The 19248-nt window shown below is 60.9% G+C and carries 19 protein-coding genes; 12 read left to right on the top strand and 7 right to left on the bottom strand.

Annotation, left to right across the window (positions count from 1 at the left end):
- Positions 1-24: 24 nt before the first annotated feature.
- Both Q0K06_RS00355 and Q0K06_RS00360 read right to left on the bottom strand, forming a co-directional pair.
- A complete protein-coding gene (locus tag Q0K06_RS00355) occupies positions 25-1305 on the bottom strand; it encodes an ATP-binding protein (protein WP_294547081.1) in 1281 nt (426 codons plus the stop codon).
- The gene (locus Q0K06_RS00360; RefSeq protein WP_294547084.1) at positions 1302-2012 is read right to left on the bottom strand and encodes a LytTR family DNA-binding domain-containing protein; all 711 of its coding nucleotides are present in this window, start codon (positions 2010-2012) and stop codon (positions 1302-1304) included. The genes Q0K06_RS00355 and Q0K06_RS00360 overlap by 4 nt, the downstream gene beginning before the upstream one ends.
- 453 nt (positions 2013-2465) lie before the next feature.
- Here Q0K06_RS00360 and Q0K06_RS00365 point away from each other — a divergent pair, with 453 nt between their 5' ends.
- From Q0K06_RS00365 to Q0K06_RS00390, 6 genes are all read left to right on the top strand, one after another.
- The gene (locus Q0K06_RS00365; RefSeq protein ID WP_294547087.1) at positions 2466-2990 is read left to right on the top strand and encodes a TetR/AcrR family transcriptional regulator; all 525 of its coding nucleotides are present in this window, start codon (positions 2466-2468) and stop codon (positions 2988-2990) included.
- A gap of 33 nt (positions 2991-3023) precedes the next feature.
- Positions 3024-3950, top strand: a complete 927-nt coding sequence (locus Q0K06_RS00370; RefSeq protein ID WP_294547090.1) for a flavin reductase — start codon at positions 3024-3026, stop codon at positions 3948-3950.
- Positions 3947-4795, top strand: coding sequence for an NmrA family NAD(P)-binding protein (locus tag Q0K06_RS00375; RefSeq protein ID WP_294547092.1), 849 nt, complete (start codon positions 3947-3949; stop codon positions 4793-4795). Before Q0K06_RS00370 ends, Q0K06_RS00375 begins: the two co-directional genes overlap by 4 nt.
- Positions 4796-4809: 14 nt before the next feature.
- Complete coding sequence (locus Q0K06_RS00380; RefSeq protein ID WP_294547095.1) at positions 4810-5637, top strand: DUF1295 domain-containing protein; 828 nt, start codon at positions 4810-4812, stop codon at positions 5635-5637.
- Positions 5638-5668: 31 nt separating this feature from the next.
- Positions 5669-6316 carry a hypothetical protein gene (locus tag Q0K06_RS00385; protein ID WP_294547098.1) on the top strand — a complete coding sequence of 216 codons (648 nt, stop codon included), beginning with the start codon at positions 5669-5671 and terminating at the stop codon, positions 6314-6316.
- A 69-nt stretch (positions 6317-6385) separates the two neighbouring features.
- On the top strand, positions 6386-7048 hold the full coding sequence (locus Q0K06_RS00390) for a hypothetical protein (RefSeq protein WP_294547101.1): 663 nt from the start codon (positions 6386-6388) through the stop codon (positions 7046-7048).
- An 89-nt stretch (positions 7049-7137) separates the two neighbouring features.
- Here the strand turns inward: Q0K06_RS00390 and Q0K06_RS00395 are convergent, their stop codons facing one another.
- Positions 7138-8274, bottom strand: coding sequence for an ROK family transcriptional regulator (locus Q0K06_RS00395; protein ID WP_294547104.1), 1137 nt, complete (start codon positions 8272-8274; stop codon positions 7138-7140).
- A 232-nt stretch (positions 8275-8506) separates the two neighbouring features.
- Between Q0K06_RS00395 and Q0K06_RS00400 the strand changes: the two genes are divergently transcribed.
- From Q0K06_RS00400 to Q0K06_RS00425, 6 genes are all read left to right on the top strand, one after another.
- Entirely contained in the window at positions 8507-9964 is a 1458-nt protein-coding gene (locus Q0K06_RS00400) for a family 43 glycosylhydrolase (protein ID WP_294547107.1), read from the top strand.
- A gap of 63 nt (positions 9965-10027) precedes the next feature.
- On the top strand, positions 10028-11554 hold the full coding sequence (gene xylB / locus Q0K06_RS00405) for a xylulokinase (protein ID WP_294547110.1): 1527 nt from the start codon (positions 10028-10030) through the stop codon (positions 11552-11554).
- A gap of 12 nt (positions 11555-11566) precedes the next feature.
- On the top strand, positions 11567-12202 hold the full coding sequence (locus Q0K06_RS00410; protein WP_294547113.1) for a DUF4867 family protein: 636 nt from the start codon (positions 11567-11569) through the stop codon (positions 12200-12202).
- A gap of 17 nt (positions 12203-12219) precedes the next feature.
- Positions 12220-13695 carry a fucose isomerase gene (locus Q0K06_RS00415; protein ID WP_365924082.1) on the top strand — a complete coding sequence of 492 codons (1476 nt, stop codon included), beginning with the start codon at positions 12220-12222 and terminating at the stop codon, positions 13693-13695.
- On the top strand, positions 13688-13987 hold the full coding sequence (locus tag Q0K06_RS00420) for a hypothetical protein (RefSeq protein WP_294547116.1): 300 nt from the start codon (positions 13688-13690) through the stop codon (positions 13985-13987). Before Q0K06_RS00415 ends, Q0K06_RS00420 begins: the two co-directional genes overlap by 8 nt.
- The gene (locus Q0K06_RS00425) at positions 13968-14633 is read left to right on the top strand and encodes a UDP-N-acetylglucosamine pyrophosphorylase (protein WP_294547119.1); all 666 of its coding nucleotides are present in this window, start codon (positions 13968-13970) and stop codon (positions 14631-14633) included. The genes Q0K06_RS00420 and Q0K06_RS00425 overlap by 20 nt, the downstream gene beginning before the upstream one ends.
- Before the next feature lie 132 nt (positions 14634-14765).
- Here the strand turns inward: Q0K06_RS00425 and Q0K06_RS00430 are convergent, their stop codons facing one another.
- The 4 genes from Q0K06_RS00430 to Q0K06_RS00445 all read right to left on the bottom strand — a co-directional run bounded on the left by Q0K06_RS00430 (position 14766) and on the right by Q0K06_RS00445 (position 19206).
- Complete coding sequence (locus Q0K06_RS00430) at positions 14766-14951, bottom strand: hypothetical protein (protein WP_294547121.1); 186 nt, start codon at positions 14949-14951, stop codon at positions 14766-14768.
- A gap of 162 nt (positions 14952-15113) precedes the next feature.
- Positions 15114-15449 carry a hypothetical protein gene (locus tag Q0K06_RS00435; protein WP_294547124.1) on the bottom strand — a complete coding sequence of 112 codons (336 nt, stop codon included), beginning with the start codon at positions 15447-15449 and terminating at the stop codon, positions 15114-15116.
- The gene (locus Q0K06_RS00440) at positions 15436-18222 is read right to left on the bottom strand and encodes a glycoside hydrolase family 3 N-terminal domain-containing protein (RefSeq protein WP_294547127.1); all 2787 of its coding nucleotides are present in this window, start codon (positions 18220-18222) and stop codon (positions 15436-15438) included. The genes Q0K06_RS00435 and Q0K06_RS00440 overlap by 14 nt, the downstream gene beginning before the upstream one ends.
- Before the next feature lie 3 nt (positions 18223-18225).
- Positions 18226-19206 carry a hypothetical protein gene (locus Q0K06_RS00445; protein ID WP_294547129.1) on the bottom strand — a complete coding sequence of 327 codons (981 nt, stop codon included), beginning with the start codon at positions 19204-19206 and terminating at the stop codon, positions 18226-18228.
- Positions 19207-19248: the final 42 nt, after the last annotated feature.

Here is a 19248-nt window from a genome sequence, read left to right on the forward strand (position 1 = left end):
TGGGGGCGGTTTTGGCTGTTTTTGTCACATGGGCACGGGCACGCTCACGCGGAGCAGGAAGAGATTGTTCTCGGTGTGCAGGGTCATCTGCCCGCCGTATTTTTTGGCGGTCTCCCGGATGCTCTTCATGCCGTAGCCGTGGTAGTCCTCGGAACCCTTTGTGGTGCGGGGCAGGCCGTCGTCAAAGCTGAGCTCACCCTCGAAGTAATTCTCAAACTGAAAGAGGGCCAGGCCGTTCTTGGTCCACACCGACACGGCGATGACCCGCTTCTGGGGGTCGTCCAGCCGGAGCACTGCCCGGATGGCGTTGTCCAGGGCGTTGCCGAAGATGGCATAGATGTCCATGCTGTCCATAAAGGCCAGCCCGCTGCCGTCGGCCACGCAGGTCATGTTGATCTGATGGGTGTCACAGTAGAGGCTCTTCTCGGTGAGGATGGTGTCCAGCACCTCGTTGCCTGTCTCCAGGGTGGAGTCGTAGATGTGGATGGAGCGCTCTACCTCGTCCAGGTAGGCCTTCCGCTGCGCCTCGGGGACAATGGTTCGCAGGGCGGCCATCTGGTGCTTCAGGTCGTGGCACTTGCGGTTGATGAGGTCGATGTTCTCACGGGTCAGCTCGTACTGCTCCCGCTGCCGGTCCCGCAGCACCTGCTGGAAGGTGAGCTGCCGCTCCAGCCGGGAGCGGCGGATCTGGCTGACCTGAATCCACAGCAGGAAGAAGCAGCAGAACATGTCGTACAGGTTGCACACGATGTACAGCCGCTCCATGCCTGCCTCAAAGGCGGTGCTGGCTGCAATGCTGAAGATCCATACAATGATGAGCACGGTGATGGTGGAGGCCAGGGAGTGGTGGGTGTCCATATTGTACTGTTTTTTCTCCGCCATCTGCCGGGCAAAGAGAAAATAGGCCGGGACGGTGCTCACAAGAATAACCGCGATGCTGACAGCACTCCAGCCGGGCGCCATAACGACCGTGTCGGGGATGCCGGCGGCCAGACGGACGGCTTCCCGAAGGGCGTAGCAGAAGTGCTGCCAGGCATAGCCACAGGCCACGCAGTACAGGGCGTCCTGAGGGGTTACGGCGCAGCACAGCCAGACCATGCCCGCCGCCCCAAGAAAATAGAAAAACAATTCGGCGCCAAAGGGCAGACTGATAAGGCTCATGGCGCACAGGCAGCACAGACTGAGAATCAGCCTGAGCCAAAGGTGCTTTCTTTTGGCCAGCGGCAGAAAAAATGGGAGTATGCCCAGCAGCAGCTCCGAGAGGAACCGCAGGTGCAGGAGCATATTGGACAGCGGCTCATTCATGTGCCCCCACCTCCGTAGTAGTCGGTTACTGCGCTGAGAAATTCCTCCCGCTTTCGGCGGGAGATGATGAGCTGATCACCGCCCACCCGCACGGTGTCGGCGGTGATTTGCCGTACGTGGCGCAGATTGACCAGATATCCTTTGTTGCACCGGGCAAAGCCCGCGTCCCTGAGGGTGTTCTCCATCTCCGACAGGGTCCCGGGGGCGGTGTATATCCCGCTCTCCGTATGGATAATGAGCTGGTGGCGGGCCACCTCAATATAGGTAATCTCCTCTGCTGACAGGCGGAGCATACCTCCCTTGAAGGACAGGAGTACGCTGGGCCTTTTCCGCCGCGACAGGGTGGACAGAGCCTTGTCCATCTTCATGGCAAAGGCAAAGTATCTCACCGGCTTGAGCACAAAGTCCAGGGCGTCCACCTCATACCCCTTAATCGCGTATTTGGCCATGTTGGTGATGAAGATAATGATGACGTCCTGGTCTGCCGCCCGGATGCGCCGGGCTGCGGACATACCGTCCATCAGGGGCATTTCAATGTCCATCAAAATTACATCCCACACTGGCCGGTAATCCTCTGCAATGTCAAGGCCGTCGGGAAAGGAGGTGACCGCCAGCGGGGTATTCCGCTCCGCCTGGTACCGCTCCAGATAGTCCAGAAGCGTCTTGGCGGCGGCGGGATCGTCCTCAATGACAGCGACCTGTATCATGGGCGCTTCATCTCTCCTCTTTTTAAAATGTGCTGTGTTTTGATGCTGGGATTGCAGGGAAATTCGGTTTATTTTTATTATTATACACCGAAGCGCCAGGCCTTGGAAAGGACCAAAAAGAAGCGCATGCCAGACAGCGGCAGCTTAAAATAAGAGGGCAGTTATGGAGAGGAACCGCGGAGATACAGCGGGCGGCGGCGTACCGTCGAAATACGGTGACGGAAACTGCCAGACAAGATAAAATTTTCTGAGAGAAGGAAAAAGGAGACATTTTTTGCCGGTGCAGAAGAATTTCAGTATCTTTATATGTCAAAAATCGGATAAAAAGCGAAATGACATTTATAAATATTGCATAAATATTATGGCGAAATTTGGGATAAATTGAGATTGATAAAACTATAACAATGAAGTATACTGTGATTGTGAACGTGTTCATAAAAACAGGAGGCGCCTATGCCAAAGATCATTGACGAAGCCCGGACCCGGATTCTTATTACGGCCCGGCGGAAGCTGTTTGCCGAGGGGTACAGCGGTCTGACGCTGCGGAGCGTGGCCCGGGAGTGTTCCATTGCGGTGGGCACCATCTACAACTACTTCAAGGACAAGGACACTCTGGTGGCCTCAATTATGATGGAGGACTGGGTGGAGGTGCTTGCCCAGATGGACCGGGCCTGCGCCGGAGCGCCCACGGCAGCCGACGGCCTTGTGGACATCCAGCGGGCCATTAAGGGCTTTGGGTCCCTGTACGGGGCGGTGTGGGAGCAGTTCTCTCAGACCGGCGGGTCCTCCGGGGCCATCAACAGCCGCCACCGCATGCTGCGGGACCAGATCTCCCAGCGTATTCTGAGCATGATGGAGCGGCTGGACATGGAGGACAGGATACTGGCCCCTGTGCTGGCGGAGACTGTGTTGGCGGCGGCGTTACAGCCGGATATCGGCCAGGAGGAGATCCGGATTCTGGCCGGACGGCTGCGGTAAGACCAGGAAACAAAGAAAAGGGAGCGAGAAATTATGAGCAGCTTTAAGGACCTACGCATTGTGGACAATTTCTACCAGACTTCCGCGTTTTTTCCCATGCCGACCGTGATGATCGGCACCCTGACCGACGACGGCAAGACCACCTTCGGTCCCTACTCGCTGTGCCAGCCCTACTACATCGCGGGCAAGGAGTTCTACGCCATGCTGCTGTGCTGCCGCAATTCCTCCAACACGGCCCAGAACATCCTCAAGCATAAGAAGTGCACCATCAACTTCATTCCGGACAGCCGCAGGCTGTTTAAGGAGGCGGTGCGGATGGGCTTCCCCGGCGACACCCCGGAGGAGAAGATGAAGGACTGCATCTTCACCCTGGAGGACGGCCTGCGCAAGGAGGCCGACCCGGAGGGCGTGTATCCCCAGGTCATCGCCGAGTGCTTCCAGGTGTTTGAGTGCACCTGGGTGGACACCCTGGACAACGCCCAGGACGACCAGCCCGGCCTGCTCAACGGCTACCCCGGGCCCTACCACGACTTCAACGGCATCACCTCTGAGTTTGGCGCCCACTTCATCCTAAAGGTGGAGAAAATCCTCATGAAGGAGAAGCAGTACAACGCCATTGTCAACGGCGTCACAGCCAGCGGCTTCCCCCGGGTGCCGGTGGACTACGGCTACCGGGACTCCAAGAACTTCTGGTACACCAAGTTCCGCCGTCCCATCCCCGAGCTGCTGCCTGTGCGGCAGACCACGGTGGAGTCGGTGAAATACGCCGCCGACCGCATTGACGACAAGATCAAATTCACCGACGAGGCCTGCGCCAAGCTGGTGAAGGTGCCCCGCATCTTCCTGCCCACCGCCCTCAAGGGCTGCGTGGCCTGGGCCAGGGAGCACAATGTGACCCTCATCACCGCCGAGCATATGGACATCATCAACGACAAACGTGCAAAGGAGAAGAACAAATGAAAGTAGTACTTGCCGGCGCATTTGGCAACCTGGGCACCGATATCCTGCGCGCCCTGGTCCGGGGCGGCTATGAAGTGGTGGCCGCCGACCTGAAGGTCAAGGAGGTGGAGGGCCTCTCCGGGGGCTATACCGCCCGGTCCATTGACGTGACCAGGCCGGAGACCATGAGCGGCCTGTGCGACGGGGCGGACATTGTCATCACCACCGTGGGCCTCACCGGGGCCTCCGCCACCATCACCAACTACGACATTGACTACCAGGGCAACCTGAACCTGCTGCACGAGGCCCAGAAGGCGGGGGTAAAGGGCTTCACCTATATCTCGGTCATTCAGGCCGACAGCGATCCCAAGGTGCCCATGCTCCACGCCAAGGCCATGTTTGAGGAGGAGCTGAAAAAGAGCGGCATCCCCTATGTCATCCACCGGCCCACCGGCTACTTCTACGACATTGCAAAGGTGTTCATGCCCATGATTGAGAAGGGGGAGGTGACCCTGCTGGGCAAGGTGGACGCCCACGCCAACGTCATCGACACCGCCGACTTTGCCGATTTCATCCTTCTGCACATGCTGGACCACAACAAGATCTATGATGTGGGCGGAAACGAGACCTACTCCTACGAGGAGATTGCCCGCATGTTCTTTGAGGCGGCAGGCAAGCCCGCCGTTATCAAGCGGGCGCCGGTGTTCCTCTTCGACGTGCTGGCCTGGGTGAATAAACGGAAAAAGAACGGCAAAGAGGCCATCATCCGCTTCTCCAAGTGGACCCTGACCCACGAGCTGGTGGGCAAGGATACATACGGCAAGAAGAGCTTCCGGGCTTATATCGCGAGCTGCTACGGCAAATAACGGAGGGATGCGTCATGGAGCTTTCTGAAATGCTGAGGCTGGCCTTCCCGGCCACCATCTGGGTTGTGCTGGCAGTGTGCGCCCTGCTGAGCGCGGTGGGGTTTTATAAATTTGTGTACTTTCTCTCCGTGGGGTACGGCTTTGCCGTGTGCGGCGCAGGAGCGGCCATCCTGGTGATGTACGGCGGCTCTCTGACGGTGTGGAGCATTCTGCTGTGTGTCCTGCTGATGGTGTACGGCGTCCGCCTGGGCGGTTTCCTGCTGTGGCGGGAGATCAAGAGCGCCTCTTACCGCAAGACCCTGAAGGAGGCCACCGGCGGGGACAAGCCCATCCCGGTGTTTGTCAAAGCGGCCATCTGGGTGTGCGTGGCCATCATGTATGTGCTGCAGGTCTCCCCGGTGTTCTACCGGGCGGCCAACGGCGACCAGGGCGGCGTGATGGCCCCGGTGGGCGCGGTGATCATGATTCTGGCCCTGGTGCTGGAGAGCGTGGCCGACAAGCAGAAATCGGCTGCCAAGGCCAGAAATCCCCGCCGCTTCTGCGACACCGGGCTGTACCGCCTGGTACGCTGCCCCAACTACCTGGGCGAGGTGCTGTTCTGGACCGGTGTGCTCCTGTCCGGCGCCGGCGCCCTCAGGGGGGCTGTTCAGTGGATCGTCGCCATTCTGGGCTATATTCTCATTGTGTATGTCATGTTCAGCGGCGCCAAGCGGCTGGAGCTGCGGCAGAACAGAAACTACGGCGCCGACCCGGAGTACCAGGCCTATGTGAAGCGCACCCCCATCCTGCTGCCCTTTATCCCCTTGTACCATCTGGAAAATGTGAAGTTTATCGTGGCCTGAGCCGTCTGTACACAGGAAGAAGGGAACGAATATGAACGGAATTACTGTCCCCATGGCAGTCGTGGACTTTATCCCCGTGGTGCTGTTCTTTGCCGCCGCTGTGCTCCTCCAGCGGGATTTGTACAACAAGATGATCAAGGGAGCCTACGCCCTGCTGGCCACCGGATCCATCATGGTGCTTATCGGCGGGCTGTTCAAGGCGGGATGGAAGATCCTCTACGCCCTGGCCGTCTGCGACTATCCGCTGCTGGAGAACAGCTTCTTCCCCATGCAGGGGCCCGGGTTCCTGCTGGTGTTCCTGTCCCTGGCGGGCATGTTTACCCGCTGGAACAGGGGCAGAACAGCGGTCATGAGCGTGGCCGCCGTTCCGGTATACACCAGCTCCATCCCCTTTGTCATCATGCAGACCGTGGGCTGCGCCGGCACCCAGTGGTCCCTGTTCGCCCTGTCCCTGAAGATGAAGCAGCGGCTGGCGGCAGTTCTGTATGTGGTCTCCTTCTGCTTTATGGTGGGGATGGGCTACCTGAGCGCCACCTTTGACGACAGCTCCGGCATGCACTGGACGGCCCAGTGTGTAAACATTGTGTCCCAGGGCGCGTTCCTGTGGGGCACCGTGCTGCTGCACAGGGCCGGGCTGGCCGACTGGAAGTTTGAGAACAAGAAAATCGCCGCCTGCTGAGAGCGCGGGAGGAAACAGAGGAGAGAGGGCGGCACAGATTGCCGCCCTCTCTGATATTGAGGTGAGAATGTGAGAAAGGATCAGCTGATTGCCCGCTGGGCCCGGGACTTTTCCCTCTCCCAGGTGGATTTGGGAGAAAACGCCCGCCTGAAGGTGGGACCCATGACCTTTTCTCTGAAACAGTGGCAGGTGGCAGACGTGGGCAACCTGTCAGTGATGGCAGGCAGCGCTTTGCTTGGGCTGATGAAGATGGACACCGTCATCCTGACACCCCTGTACCGGGACGCGCCTCTTTTCTCCTATGATCGCATCCGGGTTCTGGGGGCGGACACCATGCTTGTGGAGCTGTACGACACCCAGGTGGCAGGCGCGGCCTGCCTGGAGGGGAGCCTGGCGGCGCTGGAGGAGCTGAAAGCGTCTCTGGGGGATATTGGGAATTATAGTCAGGGCGCCCGGTGGTACGACGCCATCCGCCTGCCTCAGAGCCTGGCCAAAAAGGGGCGGGGCATGTCGGAGCGGCTGGACCGGGCCGCCCTGAGGGCCGCTGAGCTGTACAGCGCCCTGCTGAGCCGGGCGCCCAGGTGCGGCCGGGAAGAAAAGACGGCAAAGACCATGGACTATGTGCAGGGGCTGCTGGACCACGGCGGCGCCAGCACGGACCTGTTTGTAAAAAAGCTGGGGCAGAGCCGTACGGCGTATATCTTCCGGCACATCCTCTTTGGCGTGGAATAGGCTGAGCGGCTGAAAGAAGAGAGAGACACTGCGTCCCGCCGGAGCATATGCTCCGGCGGGACGCGCTGTCTTGAGGGAAGAGCGGAAGGTTAAATCTGCTGAATAAACTGCGCCACAAAGTAGAGGGCCGCGCCGATGCAGTTGGAGTGGTCATAGTAGCGGCAGATGGACAGATAGGGCTTCTCCTGATAGAACGGGTCCAGTCGCCGCAGACGCTGATCCAGGGCGTCAAAATTCTCATCCATAAAGCGGGAGAGCTTTCCGCCCAGCACAATTTCACAGTCCAGCGCGGCATAGATATTGGCAATGCCCACGGCCAGATCGTCCAGATAGCGCGCCCAGAGGGCGGAATAGGCGGCGTCGCCCCGGGAGAGGGCCTGGAAGAAGCCCTCCAGGGTGACGCCTATATCGTCGGAGAGCCGGGCGGTGGAGCAGTAGGCCTCCAGGCAGCCCCGGCGGCCGCAGCTGCACGGGGCGCCGCCGGGATGGATGCACATGTGGCCAAACTCGCCGGAGCGGCCGTTGGTGCCCAGATAGGCTGTGCCGGAGGTGAGAATGGCGCCTCCCACGCCCCGGCTCACAGACAGATAGGCCATGTGCTGCACGCTGCCGGTGCGCTCCCAGCACTCGGCAAAGCCTCCTGCATTTGCGTCGTTGACCAGGCAGACCGGGTAGGGGATGTGCTCGGCAATGCAGTGGACGTCCAGTTTGCGCACACCCAGCGTGGGGGCGGCGGTGACGTACCGCTGGCCGTTGTCCACAATGCCGGGGATGCTGATCCCCACCCCCAGCAGCCTGCTCCGGTCCAGGCCCAGCTCGTCAATGAAGCACTCGATGGTCTGGGACAGGCGGACAGAGTACTCCTCGCCTGTATGGAAGGGCAGATTGATAACCCGGAAGCCCAGCTCGTGGACCTGGAGATCCAGGGCCGCCAGACGGATATGCTGAGAGGAGATCTCCACCCCCAGCGCCCAGCGGGCCCGGGGCACCACAGAGAGAATCCGGGGTTTGCGCCCGCCGTTGGAGCCGGCCGTCTCGGAGTTGTCCACCAGGCCCATTCCAATGAGCTCCGTCAGGTTCTGGGTCAGAGTGGGCAGGCTCATGGAGAGCCGATAGGCCAGCTCCTGCTTCGTCAGCGGCTCCGCTGCATGGTAGAGATAGTGAAATACCCTGTTTCGATTGATTTTTCGCAGTTCCACGGTGGAGTGAGGAGAGGACTTGCCCATAGAAATCACCATTTTTACAAAAGTGTTTTATAAAAATAATATCACAGTTTTTATAAAATACAAGGGAGATTATAAAAAATTATAGGAAATCCAGAGGGAAAGAAGAACTATTTTCCGCAAGAGACTTGACAATATACAAGGGCTGCCGTACAATATGACCGGAACTTATAGAAAATATTTTAATAAAAGTTTTAAACGAAAATGCTTTCTGAAATGGAACGGAGGAACGGGCATGGAGCAGGCGTTTAATCCCTATCTCCCCAGCTGGGAGTACATCCCGGATGGGGAACCCCACGTATTTGACGGCCGGGTGTATGTGTACGGCTCCCACGACCGCTTCGGCGGGCCGCTCTTCTGTATGAACGACTACGTCTGCTGGTCCGCGCCTGTGGACAATCTGAAAGACTGGCGGTATGAAGGGGTCATCTACCGCAAAAATCAGGACCCCATGAACAAGGGGGGCCATCGGTGCCTGTACGCGCCCGATGTGACCCGGGGACCGGATGGCCGGTACTACCTCTACTACGCCTTTGACTTCCTGGGGGTTATGGCGGTGGCGGTGTGCGACACCCCGGCGGGACACTACCGGTTCCACGGCCATGTGAAGTTCCCGGACGGGCACATCTGGGGCACCAGGTCGGGGGAGCCCTTTCCCTTTGACCCGGGCGTGCTCACCGACGACGACGGCCGGGTCTGGCTCTACTCCGGCTTTGCCACCAAGGTGCCTGCCGTGGCCTCCGGGTTCCACAGCCTGACCAACCCGGGGGGCGTGGTACTGGAGCTGGAGCCGGACATGGTGACCATCAAGTCCGGACCCGACCTGCTCTTCCCCACCAAGGGGAAGCCGGGGGCCTTTGAGAATCACGCCTTCTTTGAGGCCAGCTCCATCCGCAAGGTGGACGGGCAGTACTGCTTTGTCTACTCCTCGGAGCATAACCACGAGCTGTGCTGCGCCATGGGGCCCACGCCCAGGGGCCCCTTCACCTTCGGAGGCACTCTGGTGGATATGGGCGACCTGTTCCTGGACGGCAATACCGATGAATCAAGAGCCGTCAACTACCTGGGCAACACCCACGGAGGAATTGTGGAAATTGGGGGAGCGTGGTATGTGTTCTACCACCGCCAGACCAACCGGCACTCTTACTCCCGCCAGGCCTGCGCCGAGAAGCTGGAGCGGACGGCGGAGGGCGGCTTCCGCCAGACGGAGGTGACGAGCTGCGGCCTGAACGGCGGGCCGCTGAAGGGGGAGGGGGAGTACCCGGCCCGCATCGCCTGCAACCTGTGGAGCGGGAAGGGGACCGCCCGGTACGACATCCGGTTCCCACGGCTGCGGCTGGCCGCCCACCCCTACTTCACCCAGGAGGGGAAGGACGGCGAGGAGCGGGACAGCCAGTATATTGCCAATATGAGAGATGGGGCGGCGGCAGGCTTCAAGTATTTTGCCGTTCAGTCCCTGAAATCCGTGTCCGTCCAGGTAAGGGGCCGGGCCGATGGAGCGCTTCTGGTGTCCGATACGCCGGACTGCAAGTCCCCGGCGGCCCGGATTGCGGTAAAGCTCAGGGGGGACGGCTGGAAGGAACTGGGCGCACCCTGTGCCATCCCCGACGGAACACGGGCGCTGTACTTCAAATTTATGGGGCGGGGAAGGCTGGACTTCCGCTCCTTCACGCTGACAGGCGGCGCGCCGTGACGCCGGCGGAGGAATTTTTTGCACTCACAATAAAATGTTAAAAACAGAGGAGAAGGTGTGCGTATGGAGCTTCTGCTGGGCATTGACCTGGGCACGTCGGGAACAAAGGCCGTGCTTTTTGACAGCGGCGGCCGCCGCGTGGCCGGCCATACCGTAGAGTATCCCCTTTACCAGCCCAAAAACGGCTGGGCGGAGCAGGACCCGGAGGACTGGTGGCGGGCGGTACAGGAGACGGTGCGTACCGTGCTGGCAAAAAGCGGCGCCAGGCCTGAGGATATCCGGGGCGTGGGCATCGCCGGCCAGATGCATGGCCTGGTCATGCTGGACGGCCATGGCCAGGTGCTGCGGAAGGCCATTTTGTGGTGTGACGGCCGCACCCAGCTCCAGTGCGACCAGATTACAGAGCTGGTGGGACGGGAGAAGCTGCTGTCCATCACTGCCAACCCCGCCCTCCCCGGTTTCACCGCCGGGAAAATCCTGTGGGTGCGGCAGCATGAGCCGGAGATTTATGAAAAATGCCGCCACATCCTTCTCCCCAAGGACTATATCCGCTATAAGCTCACCGGGGAATTTGCCACTGAGGTGTCGGACGCCTCGGGCATGAACCTGCTGGATGTGCCCAAGCGGCAGTGGAGCAACGAGATCCTCTCCCTGCTGGACATTGACCGGTCTATGCTGGGAACGATGTACGAGTCCTGCCAGGTGACCGGCCAGGTTACAAAGGCCGCGGCGGAGGCCACCGGCCTGGCTGAGGGTACCATTGTGGTGGGCGGTGCGGGGGACAATGCCGCCGCCGCCATCGGCACCGGCGTGGTGGAGAAGGGCAGGGCCTTCACCACTCTGGGCACCTCGGGGGTTATCTTCGCCCATGCGGACAGCGTGACCATCGACCCCCAGGGCAGGGTGCATACCTTCTGCTCCGCCGTGCCCGGCGCGTGGACGGTGATGAGCTGCACCCTGGCCGCCGGACTTTCCCTCCAGTGGCTGCGCAACCAGCTCTGTCCCGCCGAGCGGGAGACCGCTGCCGCCCTGGGGGTGGACCCCTATGAGCTGATGACAGCGGAGGCGGAGAAGAGTCCCATCGGCGCAAATCGTCTCATCTACCTGCCCTACCTGATGGGGGAGCGGTCCCCGCTGCTGGACTCGGACGCCAGAGGCGTGTTCTTCGGTCTGTCTGCCATCCACACCCGGGGCGACCTGATCCGGGCGGTGATGGAGGGGGTGGCCTACTCCCAGCGCCAGTGTCTGGACGTGTTCCGGGAGATGGGGGTGGACGTGTCCGACATGGCGGTCTGCGGCGGCGGCGGGCGGAGCCGCCTGTGGCGTCAGATGCTCGCCGACCTGTACGGCTGCCCGGTCAAGACCATCGCCTCCGAACAGGGCCCCGCCCTGGGGGCGGCCATCCTGGCGGGCGTGGGCGCGGGTGTGTACGGTACCGTGGCACAGGGCTGCGCCGCGGCGGTGCGCACGGGAGAGCGCACCGCGCCGGACGGCGCCGCCTCGGCGGCCTACGAGCCCTGCTACAATCTATACCGTAACCTGTATCCGGCGCTGCGGGAGCAGTTCCGCGCGCTTGCGTCCCTGGGGTAAGGAGGAGAGAAAATGGAGATCAGAAGCGTCTTTGACAGCGCATTTGCTTCCTACGGTCAGGTTCACACAGGCTATGACCTGGCGGGGCTGCTGAGCGCCATGGAGTCCATTCCCCTGCCGGAGCAGGGGACGGCCTACCGGCCCTCCATCCCGGAGCTGGAGGGGGCCGACTGCTTCCGGGAGCTGGAGGACCGGGCCTTTGGCGGCCTGCCCATCCAGGTGGGCATGTGCTGGGGCCGCAACACCAGGCTCAACTGCCTGGAATATCACCGCAGCAGCGAGTTCAATGTGGGCGCCTCGCCCTTTGTGCTCCTGCTGGCCCACCAGTGGGAGATAGAGGGCGGCGTGCTGGACACGGACAGGGTAGTGGGGTTCTATGTGCCCGCCGGCATCCTGGTGGAGGTGTACGCCACCAGCCTGCACTATGCCCCCTGCCATGTGGACGGGGAGGCGGGGTTCCGGGTGGCAGTGGTGCTACCCAGGGGCACCAATACGGAAAAGCCGGAGCTGACCAATCTGCCGGGTGAGAGCCGCAGGCTGTGGGCCCGGAACAAGTGGCTCCTGGCCCATCCGGACAGCGCTGAGGCTCAGACAGGCGCTCCGATTGGGCTGCGGGGCAAAAACACAGAGATAGAAGAAGAGGCGTAACAGAGGAGGAGAAGAACATGCTGGAAAATATTCCTGAGGTCAAGCTGGGAATCGTGGCGGTGAGCCGTGACTGCTTCCCCATCGCCCTGTCGGAGCGGCGGCGGAGCGCCATTACGGCGGCCTACAAGGGCGCGCTCTATGAGTGCCCTGTCACCGTGGAGAATGAGGGCGACATGCTCAAGGCGGTGGAGGACGTCAAGAAGGCCGGCTGCAATGCGCTGGTGGTCTTTCTGGGCAATTTCGGTCCCGAGACGCCTGAGACCCTGATCGCCAGGTACTTTGACGGACCCTGCATGTTTGTGGGCGCCGCCGAGGGGGACGGCGACCTGATCAACGGCCGGGGCGACGCCTACTGCGGCATGCTCAACTGCTCCTACAACCTGGGCATGCGCCATCTGAAGGGGTACATCCCGCCCTATCCGGTGGGCACGGCGGAGGACGTGGCCGGGATGATTGCCGAGTTCGTGCCCGTGGCCCGGGCGGCCATCGGCGTGAAAAATCTGAAGATCATCACCTTTGGCCCCCGGCCTCAGGACTTTTTCGCCTGCAACGCCCCCATCAAGGGCCTCTATGAGCTGGGCGTGGAGGTGGAGGAGAACTCCGAGCTGGATCTGCTGGTCAGCTTCCAGGCTCACAGGGACGACCCCCGCATCCCCGGCGTGTGTGCCGACATGGCCGCCGAGATGGGGGAGGGGCGCTACTACCCCGACCTGCTCGCCCGTATGGCCCAGTTTGAGCTCACTCTGCTGGACTGGGCGGAGGAGCACAGGGGCGCCCGGAAGTATGTGGCTTTTGCCGACAAGTGCTGGCCCGCCTTCCCCAGCCAGTTTGGCTTTGAGCCTTGCTATGTCAACTCCCGCCTAGCCAGCCGGGGCATCCCCGTGGCCTGCGAGGTGGATATCTACGGCGCTCTCAGCGAGTACATCGGCGCCTGCGTCTCCCGGGACGCGGTGACCCTGCTGGATATCAACAACTCTGTGCCCAGGAGCCTGTACGACGCGGAGATTTCCGGCAGGTTTGACTACAAGCTCACCGACACCTTCATGGGCTTCCACTGCGGCAACACCCCTTCCTGCAAGATGTGCGCCGGCCGGGCGGTGAAGTACCAGCTCATCCAGAACCGGCTGCTGGAGAACGGCGGCGAGCCCGACTTTACCCGGGGCACCCTGGAGGGGGACATCGCCCCCGGCGACATCACCTTCTACCGCCTCCAGTGCGACAGCGAGGGCGTTCTGCGGGCCTACATCGCCCAGGGCGAGATCCTGCCGGTGGCTACCGGGTCCTTCGGCGGCATCGGCATCTTCGCCATCCCGGAGATGGGACGCTTCTACCGACATGTGCTGCTGGAGAAGCGCTATCCCCACCACGGCGCGGTGGCCTTCGGGCACCACGGCCGCGCGCTCTTTGAGACCTTCCGCCTGCTGGGCGTGGGGGACATCGCCTATAACCGGCCCGCCTCCCTGCCCTATCCCACGGAAAATCCCTTTGCCTGATTTCTTCGGTGGGCATGGTTCCCCTGATATCGATGCGGGCGAATTCAATGCCATACCGCCGGCCGGGGTTCAAGATGTGGTATTTTGCAATCCGGGAGTAAAAACTGTCGGAGTGGAACACGAAAAGCGAGTGGTTTTTTTAGGCGCGTTGTGCTATCATAAAATAAAATGGCATAAAGCGGCAGGCAATATCCTGGTTTGCCGGGTTATCGGACCCAATATGCTGACAAAACCAAAACATCTCAATGAAAGAATGGGAGGCCCCATATTTTATGAGCATTACCGTTTCTGATCTGCTCGATCTGTCCCACACCATGGCGGGGGAATACCTCAGCCGGTTTCGGTACCCCTGGGAGGCTCTGGACGGCATCAAGGAGCTGATCCTCTCCCTGGGCAGCCAGCTCTCCCCGGAGGAATACAGCCAGCCCCAAGAGCACGTCTGGGTTCACAAGACCGCGGTGGTGGCGCCCACCGCCTACCTGGGTGCGCCCTGTATCATCGGCCCGGAGACCGAGGTGCGCCACTGCGCATTCATCCGGGGCTCCGCCCTGGTTGGGGCCCACTGCGTGGTGGGCAACTCGGTGGAGCTGAAAAACGTCATCCTCTTTGACAACGTCCAGACACCTCACTACAACTATGTGGGCGACTCCATCCTGGGTTACAAGAGCCACATGGGCGCAGGCTCCATTACCTCCAATGTGAAGTCGGACAAGACGCTGGTGGTGGTGAAGGGAGAGACAGACATGCCCACCGGACGGAAGAAGATGGGCGCCATCCTGGGCGATTTTGTGGAGGTAGGCTGCAACTCGGTTCTCAACCCCGGCACCATCCTGGGCCGGCACAGCAGCGTCTACCCCACCTCCTGCGTCCGGGGCGTTGTCCCCGCCAACTGCATCTATAAGGACAAGGACCATATCGTCCCCCGGCAGGAGCGATAAGCTGCGGACAGAACATAAAAATGCGGCAGGCACTTATTTGCCTGCCGCATTTTGTTTCCCTGTTGCATTGGGGAAAGGGGGGCCGCTGAGGGACAGGAAGCGGCCGGGGTGGGACTGGCGGTGTGTGCAGGTTCAGGCCGGACACTGCCTGCCGGTGTGGTCAATGGTATAATCAGTGCCGCAGGTGCCCGGAAGGATGAGCTGGGAGATGGGAACAAAGGTGTACCCTTCCTGGAGCAGGGTCTCCAGAATGGTGGGCAGGGCCTCGGGCGTATGGAGGGCGGCGTTGTGAAAGAGAACGATGGAGCCGGGCTGCACCTTGCTGGTAACCCGCTGGACGATTTCAGAAGCGGGCAGGTCCTTCCAGTCCAGACTATCGCTGTCCCAAACAGGTTCAAGCTGCCGGGGCCCGGGCTCTGTGAGACCCGCAAGGATAAAAGGCGCTGGCGGAGTACAGCCGCCGGAAGCGGACAGGGGAAATTAACCATTGGAGGGGTTGAGTACGGGGATGAAGATGGTGTATACCACCAGAACCAGCACGGCCAGAAGGGCGATAACCGTCACATAGAGGGCCAGGCTGGCCAGGACGCGGTTCATATCGCCGCGCCTGTTGTAGAGCACATTTCCCGCGATGGCGCCGATCAGGCCCAGGACAATCAGGGCCGCGCCGACATAGACCACCGGGGACAGGGACAGGTTGACGCCGATGCCCTCCTGTACGGAGAGGACCAGACAGCCCACCAGGGCCAGAATCAGACCCAGCAGCGCCGCGGCAATGGAGGCCGCGTTGATGAAATCCAACTTATTGAGCTTCATGTTTATCCTCCTTCTTCGCGCTGAGCTTATTCAGGACGGGCGTCATGGCCAGCAGATAGAGCACGTAGATGACGGCCGCGTCCACTGCATACAGGCCATAGACCCAGGCGGGGGTGACGGGGATGACCCGGGAGGAGGAGGACAGGCCGTTCATCAGGTTGGAGTTGACATAGGCGTAGCAGATGCGGTGGGCGGAATCCCGGAGGGCATTGAGCACGTCGGGGTCGCTCTGGTAGCCCTCGATGAACATGGACTGGTCGCTGACGGTGCAGAGGAACAGGTCGGTGCCGGCCAGGACCATCTCGCGGGGGACCACCTTGTCGCTGGGGCCGCTGACGAAGTCGGTGATGACCACACCGTGGAAGCCCCATTCGTCCCGCAGGACGCCGGTGCACAGGTTGTAGTGAGAGCTGGAGTAGGTGGTGCCCACCCGGTTCATGGAGGTCATGATGCCCATACCGCCGCCCTCAGCCACAGCCATCTCAAAGGGCTTGAGGTAAATTTCGCGGATGGCCTGCTCGTTGGAGAAGGTGCACACGGAGGAGCGGTTATTCTCCTGCTCGTTGAGGGCAAAGTGCTTGGTGTAGGTCACCACGCCGTGGGCCTGGGCGGTGGAGGCAACGGCGTAGGCCATGGCGCCGGAGAGATAGGCGTCCTCGGAGAAGTACTCCCTGGTACGGCCGCAGATGGCTACCCGGTGGATGTTGCAGGCGGGGGCGTACCAGCCGGTGGTGCCGGTCAGCAGGCAGTCCTGGGACACAAAGTAGCCCAGCTGGGCTACCAGCTCTCTGTTCCAGGTGCAGGCCAGCATGCTCTCAGAGGGGAAGGTGTAGCAGCTCTCGCCGCCCAGCTGGGAGGAGTCCAGGCCGGCAGGGCCGTCCTTGTCCACGGAGGCGGGCTTGTTGATGCTGCTGACCATGTTGGTTTTAAAGCCGCCGTAGGCCACGATGGACATGAGCTCCTCCGCTGTGAGCTGGTCCAGAAGCATGTCCCAGTACTCGTTGTCGTATTCCAGCCCCATCAGGGCCATGATGGTCAGGCCGTTGCTCTGGCCCGTGGCGGGGGCGGGTTCCCCGCTGGACTCGAACGTGGGGTTGAAGCTGCCCAGCAGCGCCTTAGTGGCCTCAATGTCCCCCGCCTTCTGGGCAGGAATGGTGCCCATCCAGTCGTTCCGGGTTACATATACCGTGCCGGGATAGTAGTAGTTCATGTTCACGTCGTCAAACCGGTTGGTGATTTTCTCGCCGTTGGCCCCGTAGGAGTAGGTCTCGGCGTCAAAATTCTCCTGGGTGTAGGTGCCCGCCAGGGAGGCGTCGCCGGGGGCGGTCATTTTGGAGGCATCCATGGCAATGCCTGCGGCGCCCTTGGCGGCCAGAATGTTGTTGACGGCGTCGTGGGCGTTGGCGCCTGCGGCGAAGTAGTACAGGCCGTCGTCCACAATATAGGTTTTGAGATTATTGGCGTCGTAGGCCCGCATCTCGGCCTTGTCCACCTCGACGGTCAGGGTCTCGCGCTCGCCGGGGGCCAGCAGCTGGGTCTTGGCAAAGCCCACCAGCTGCACGGAGGACTTCTCCACGCCGTACTGCTTGTCATACTCGGTGTAGGGGGACTGCATGTAGAAACCCACAGCCTCTTTGCCTGCGTAGGTGTCGCCGGTGTTGGTGACCGTTACGGACAGGGTGAAGCTGGTGGGATTCTCCTGAAGGGAAAAGTCGGAGTAGGCGAAGGTGGTGTAGCTGAGGCCGTAGCCGAAGGGATACTGGACGGTGGCGGCGTAGTCAAAATCGCCGGCGTTGCCGGTGCCCAGGACCACGTCCTCATACCGGGTTTCAAAGTAGCGGTAGCCCACATAAATGCCCTCGACATAATTAATGTAGTTGCCGACCCGCTCTCCGCCGCTCATCAGGCCCTGGTCCTCGGCGCTGTTCTCGTAGTTGAGCATGGCGATGGGGGACTCCACGTCGTAGGCAAAGGTATCCGTGGTCTTGCCGGAGGGGTTGATCTCGCCGGTGAGGATGCGGGGGATGATCCCAATGCCGGCGTCGCCGCTGAAGTTGATATAGAGCACGGAGAGGTTGTCAAACTGCTCCAGATAGCCGCACTCCACTGTGTTGGAGGTGTTGAGCAGAACCACCACGTTGGTGAAGTTTTCAGAGGCATACTGAATAAGGGCCTCCTCGGTGTCGGTAAAGCGCAGGTCGTCCACCGTAATGTCCATGGCCTCGGCGCCGCCGCTGAAGAGCACCACGACAGCCAGGTCATTGTAAGAAGAGATGGAGTCTCTGACCTCGGCGGGGAATTCGGCAGGGTCGGCCTCCTCGGTAAGGCTCTGATAGTAGGAGATCATGGTGGGGTTGACCGCAAAGCCGGCGTCGGTGAACTGCTGTTCCATGGAAGGGGCGTTGTCCGAGACGGATACGCCGGCGGAGAGCATGTCGTCCCGGCTGTAAATGCCCAGGAAGGTGGTTCTGGCGGGCTCCACGGGCAGGCCGTTGTTCTGCAGGAGGATTACGCCCTCGGACTGGACCTCCTCGGCGTAGGCCCGCTCATCGGCCTCCAGCTGCTCGCTGGAGGTGTAGTCCAGATTGAAGTAGTTGGTATTTTCGCTGCCTGCGTTCTCATCCGCCTCAATTCGGAAGGCGGACTGATGGAAGAAATTGCTGACCAGGGTGCTGTATGAAAACGCAAAGTAGTTCAGCGCGATCAGGACCGCCAGAAAGAAGGCCACGACCACGTACAGAAGCCCATAGAGCTCTTTTCTCTTAATTTTCATGGATCAACCCTCCATATCCGCAACGGAGGCGCTGCCGGAGAAGGTGACGATATCGCCGTGTCCCAGTCCCCAGTTGTACTGTGCCTCAATTGCAATCTGATAGCTGCCCGTGGCCTCGTCGTACTGGGCGTGGTACTCATAGGGGTCTGTGAACAGCTGGTAGGTATCCTGGAGCTCGCTGACCAGGAGGTGCGTGCCGTACTCGGGCTCTTCCGCGCCTATGGGGAACTTGGTCCAGAGGATGTAGTCGCCGGCCGGGTCCTCGTGGATGTCGAAGTTTCCGTCGGTCAGGGAGATGGTGGAGTCGGTGAATACGATGACGTACTCGTCGGCCGCCTCGTCGTACGTCCAGTTGCCGGACCGGTTGAAGTACCAGCCGGCGCCGGTGTTGGTCAGGCTGGCCGAGACGGTGCCGTCCTCGGCACAGAGCAGAGTGCCATAACCGTAGTGCTGATAGGTGGTGTAGCCGGTGAGGGAAAAGACAGGCGGCTTCCGGCCCAGGCCCACGCCGTCGTACTCGGCGGCAAAGTCCTCGTCTAGGTAAGTAAGCACTACCCGGGGCTGGCCGAAGTTGCCCATGTCGTAGTCAAAGGTCAAGGAGAAAGTTTCGGTGTCAGGATTGTAGCGGCTGTACGCGAAGGTGCCGTTGGCGTCGCCCAGAAAGACCTTGTAGCCCTTGCCCTCCGTAAAGGTCCAGGTGCCGGCCAGATTCAGGGCCGGCATCTCCTTTACCGTCAGGTTCAGGGTCTGTCCCTCGTCTCTGTTTCCGATCATGTCCAGAGTAAAGGTACGGCCTGTGGCCGTCTCCACTGTGCCGGTAAAGACGAACTCATAGTCGCCCTGGGGCGTGCTGGCTTCCGGTTCGGCGGCGGCTGTGGCCGGCCGGCTGTTGGCAAAGTGCATGCCGACCATGACGGCTGCGATAACGGCATACACGACCAGCGGAGCAAGCAAAATGAACAGTTTCTTCGTTTTCGTTGCCAATTTCAATCTCTCCTCCTTAAAATATTGCTTTTTTAAGCGCTC

This window comes from uncultured Pseudoflavonifractor sp. (assembly GCF_944387805.1).
In the GTDB taxonomy this organism is placed as follows: domain Bacteria; phylum Bacillota; class Clostridia; order Oscillospirales; family Oscillospiraceae; genus Pseudoflavonifractor.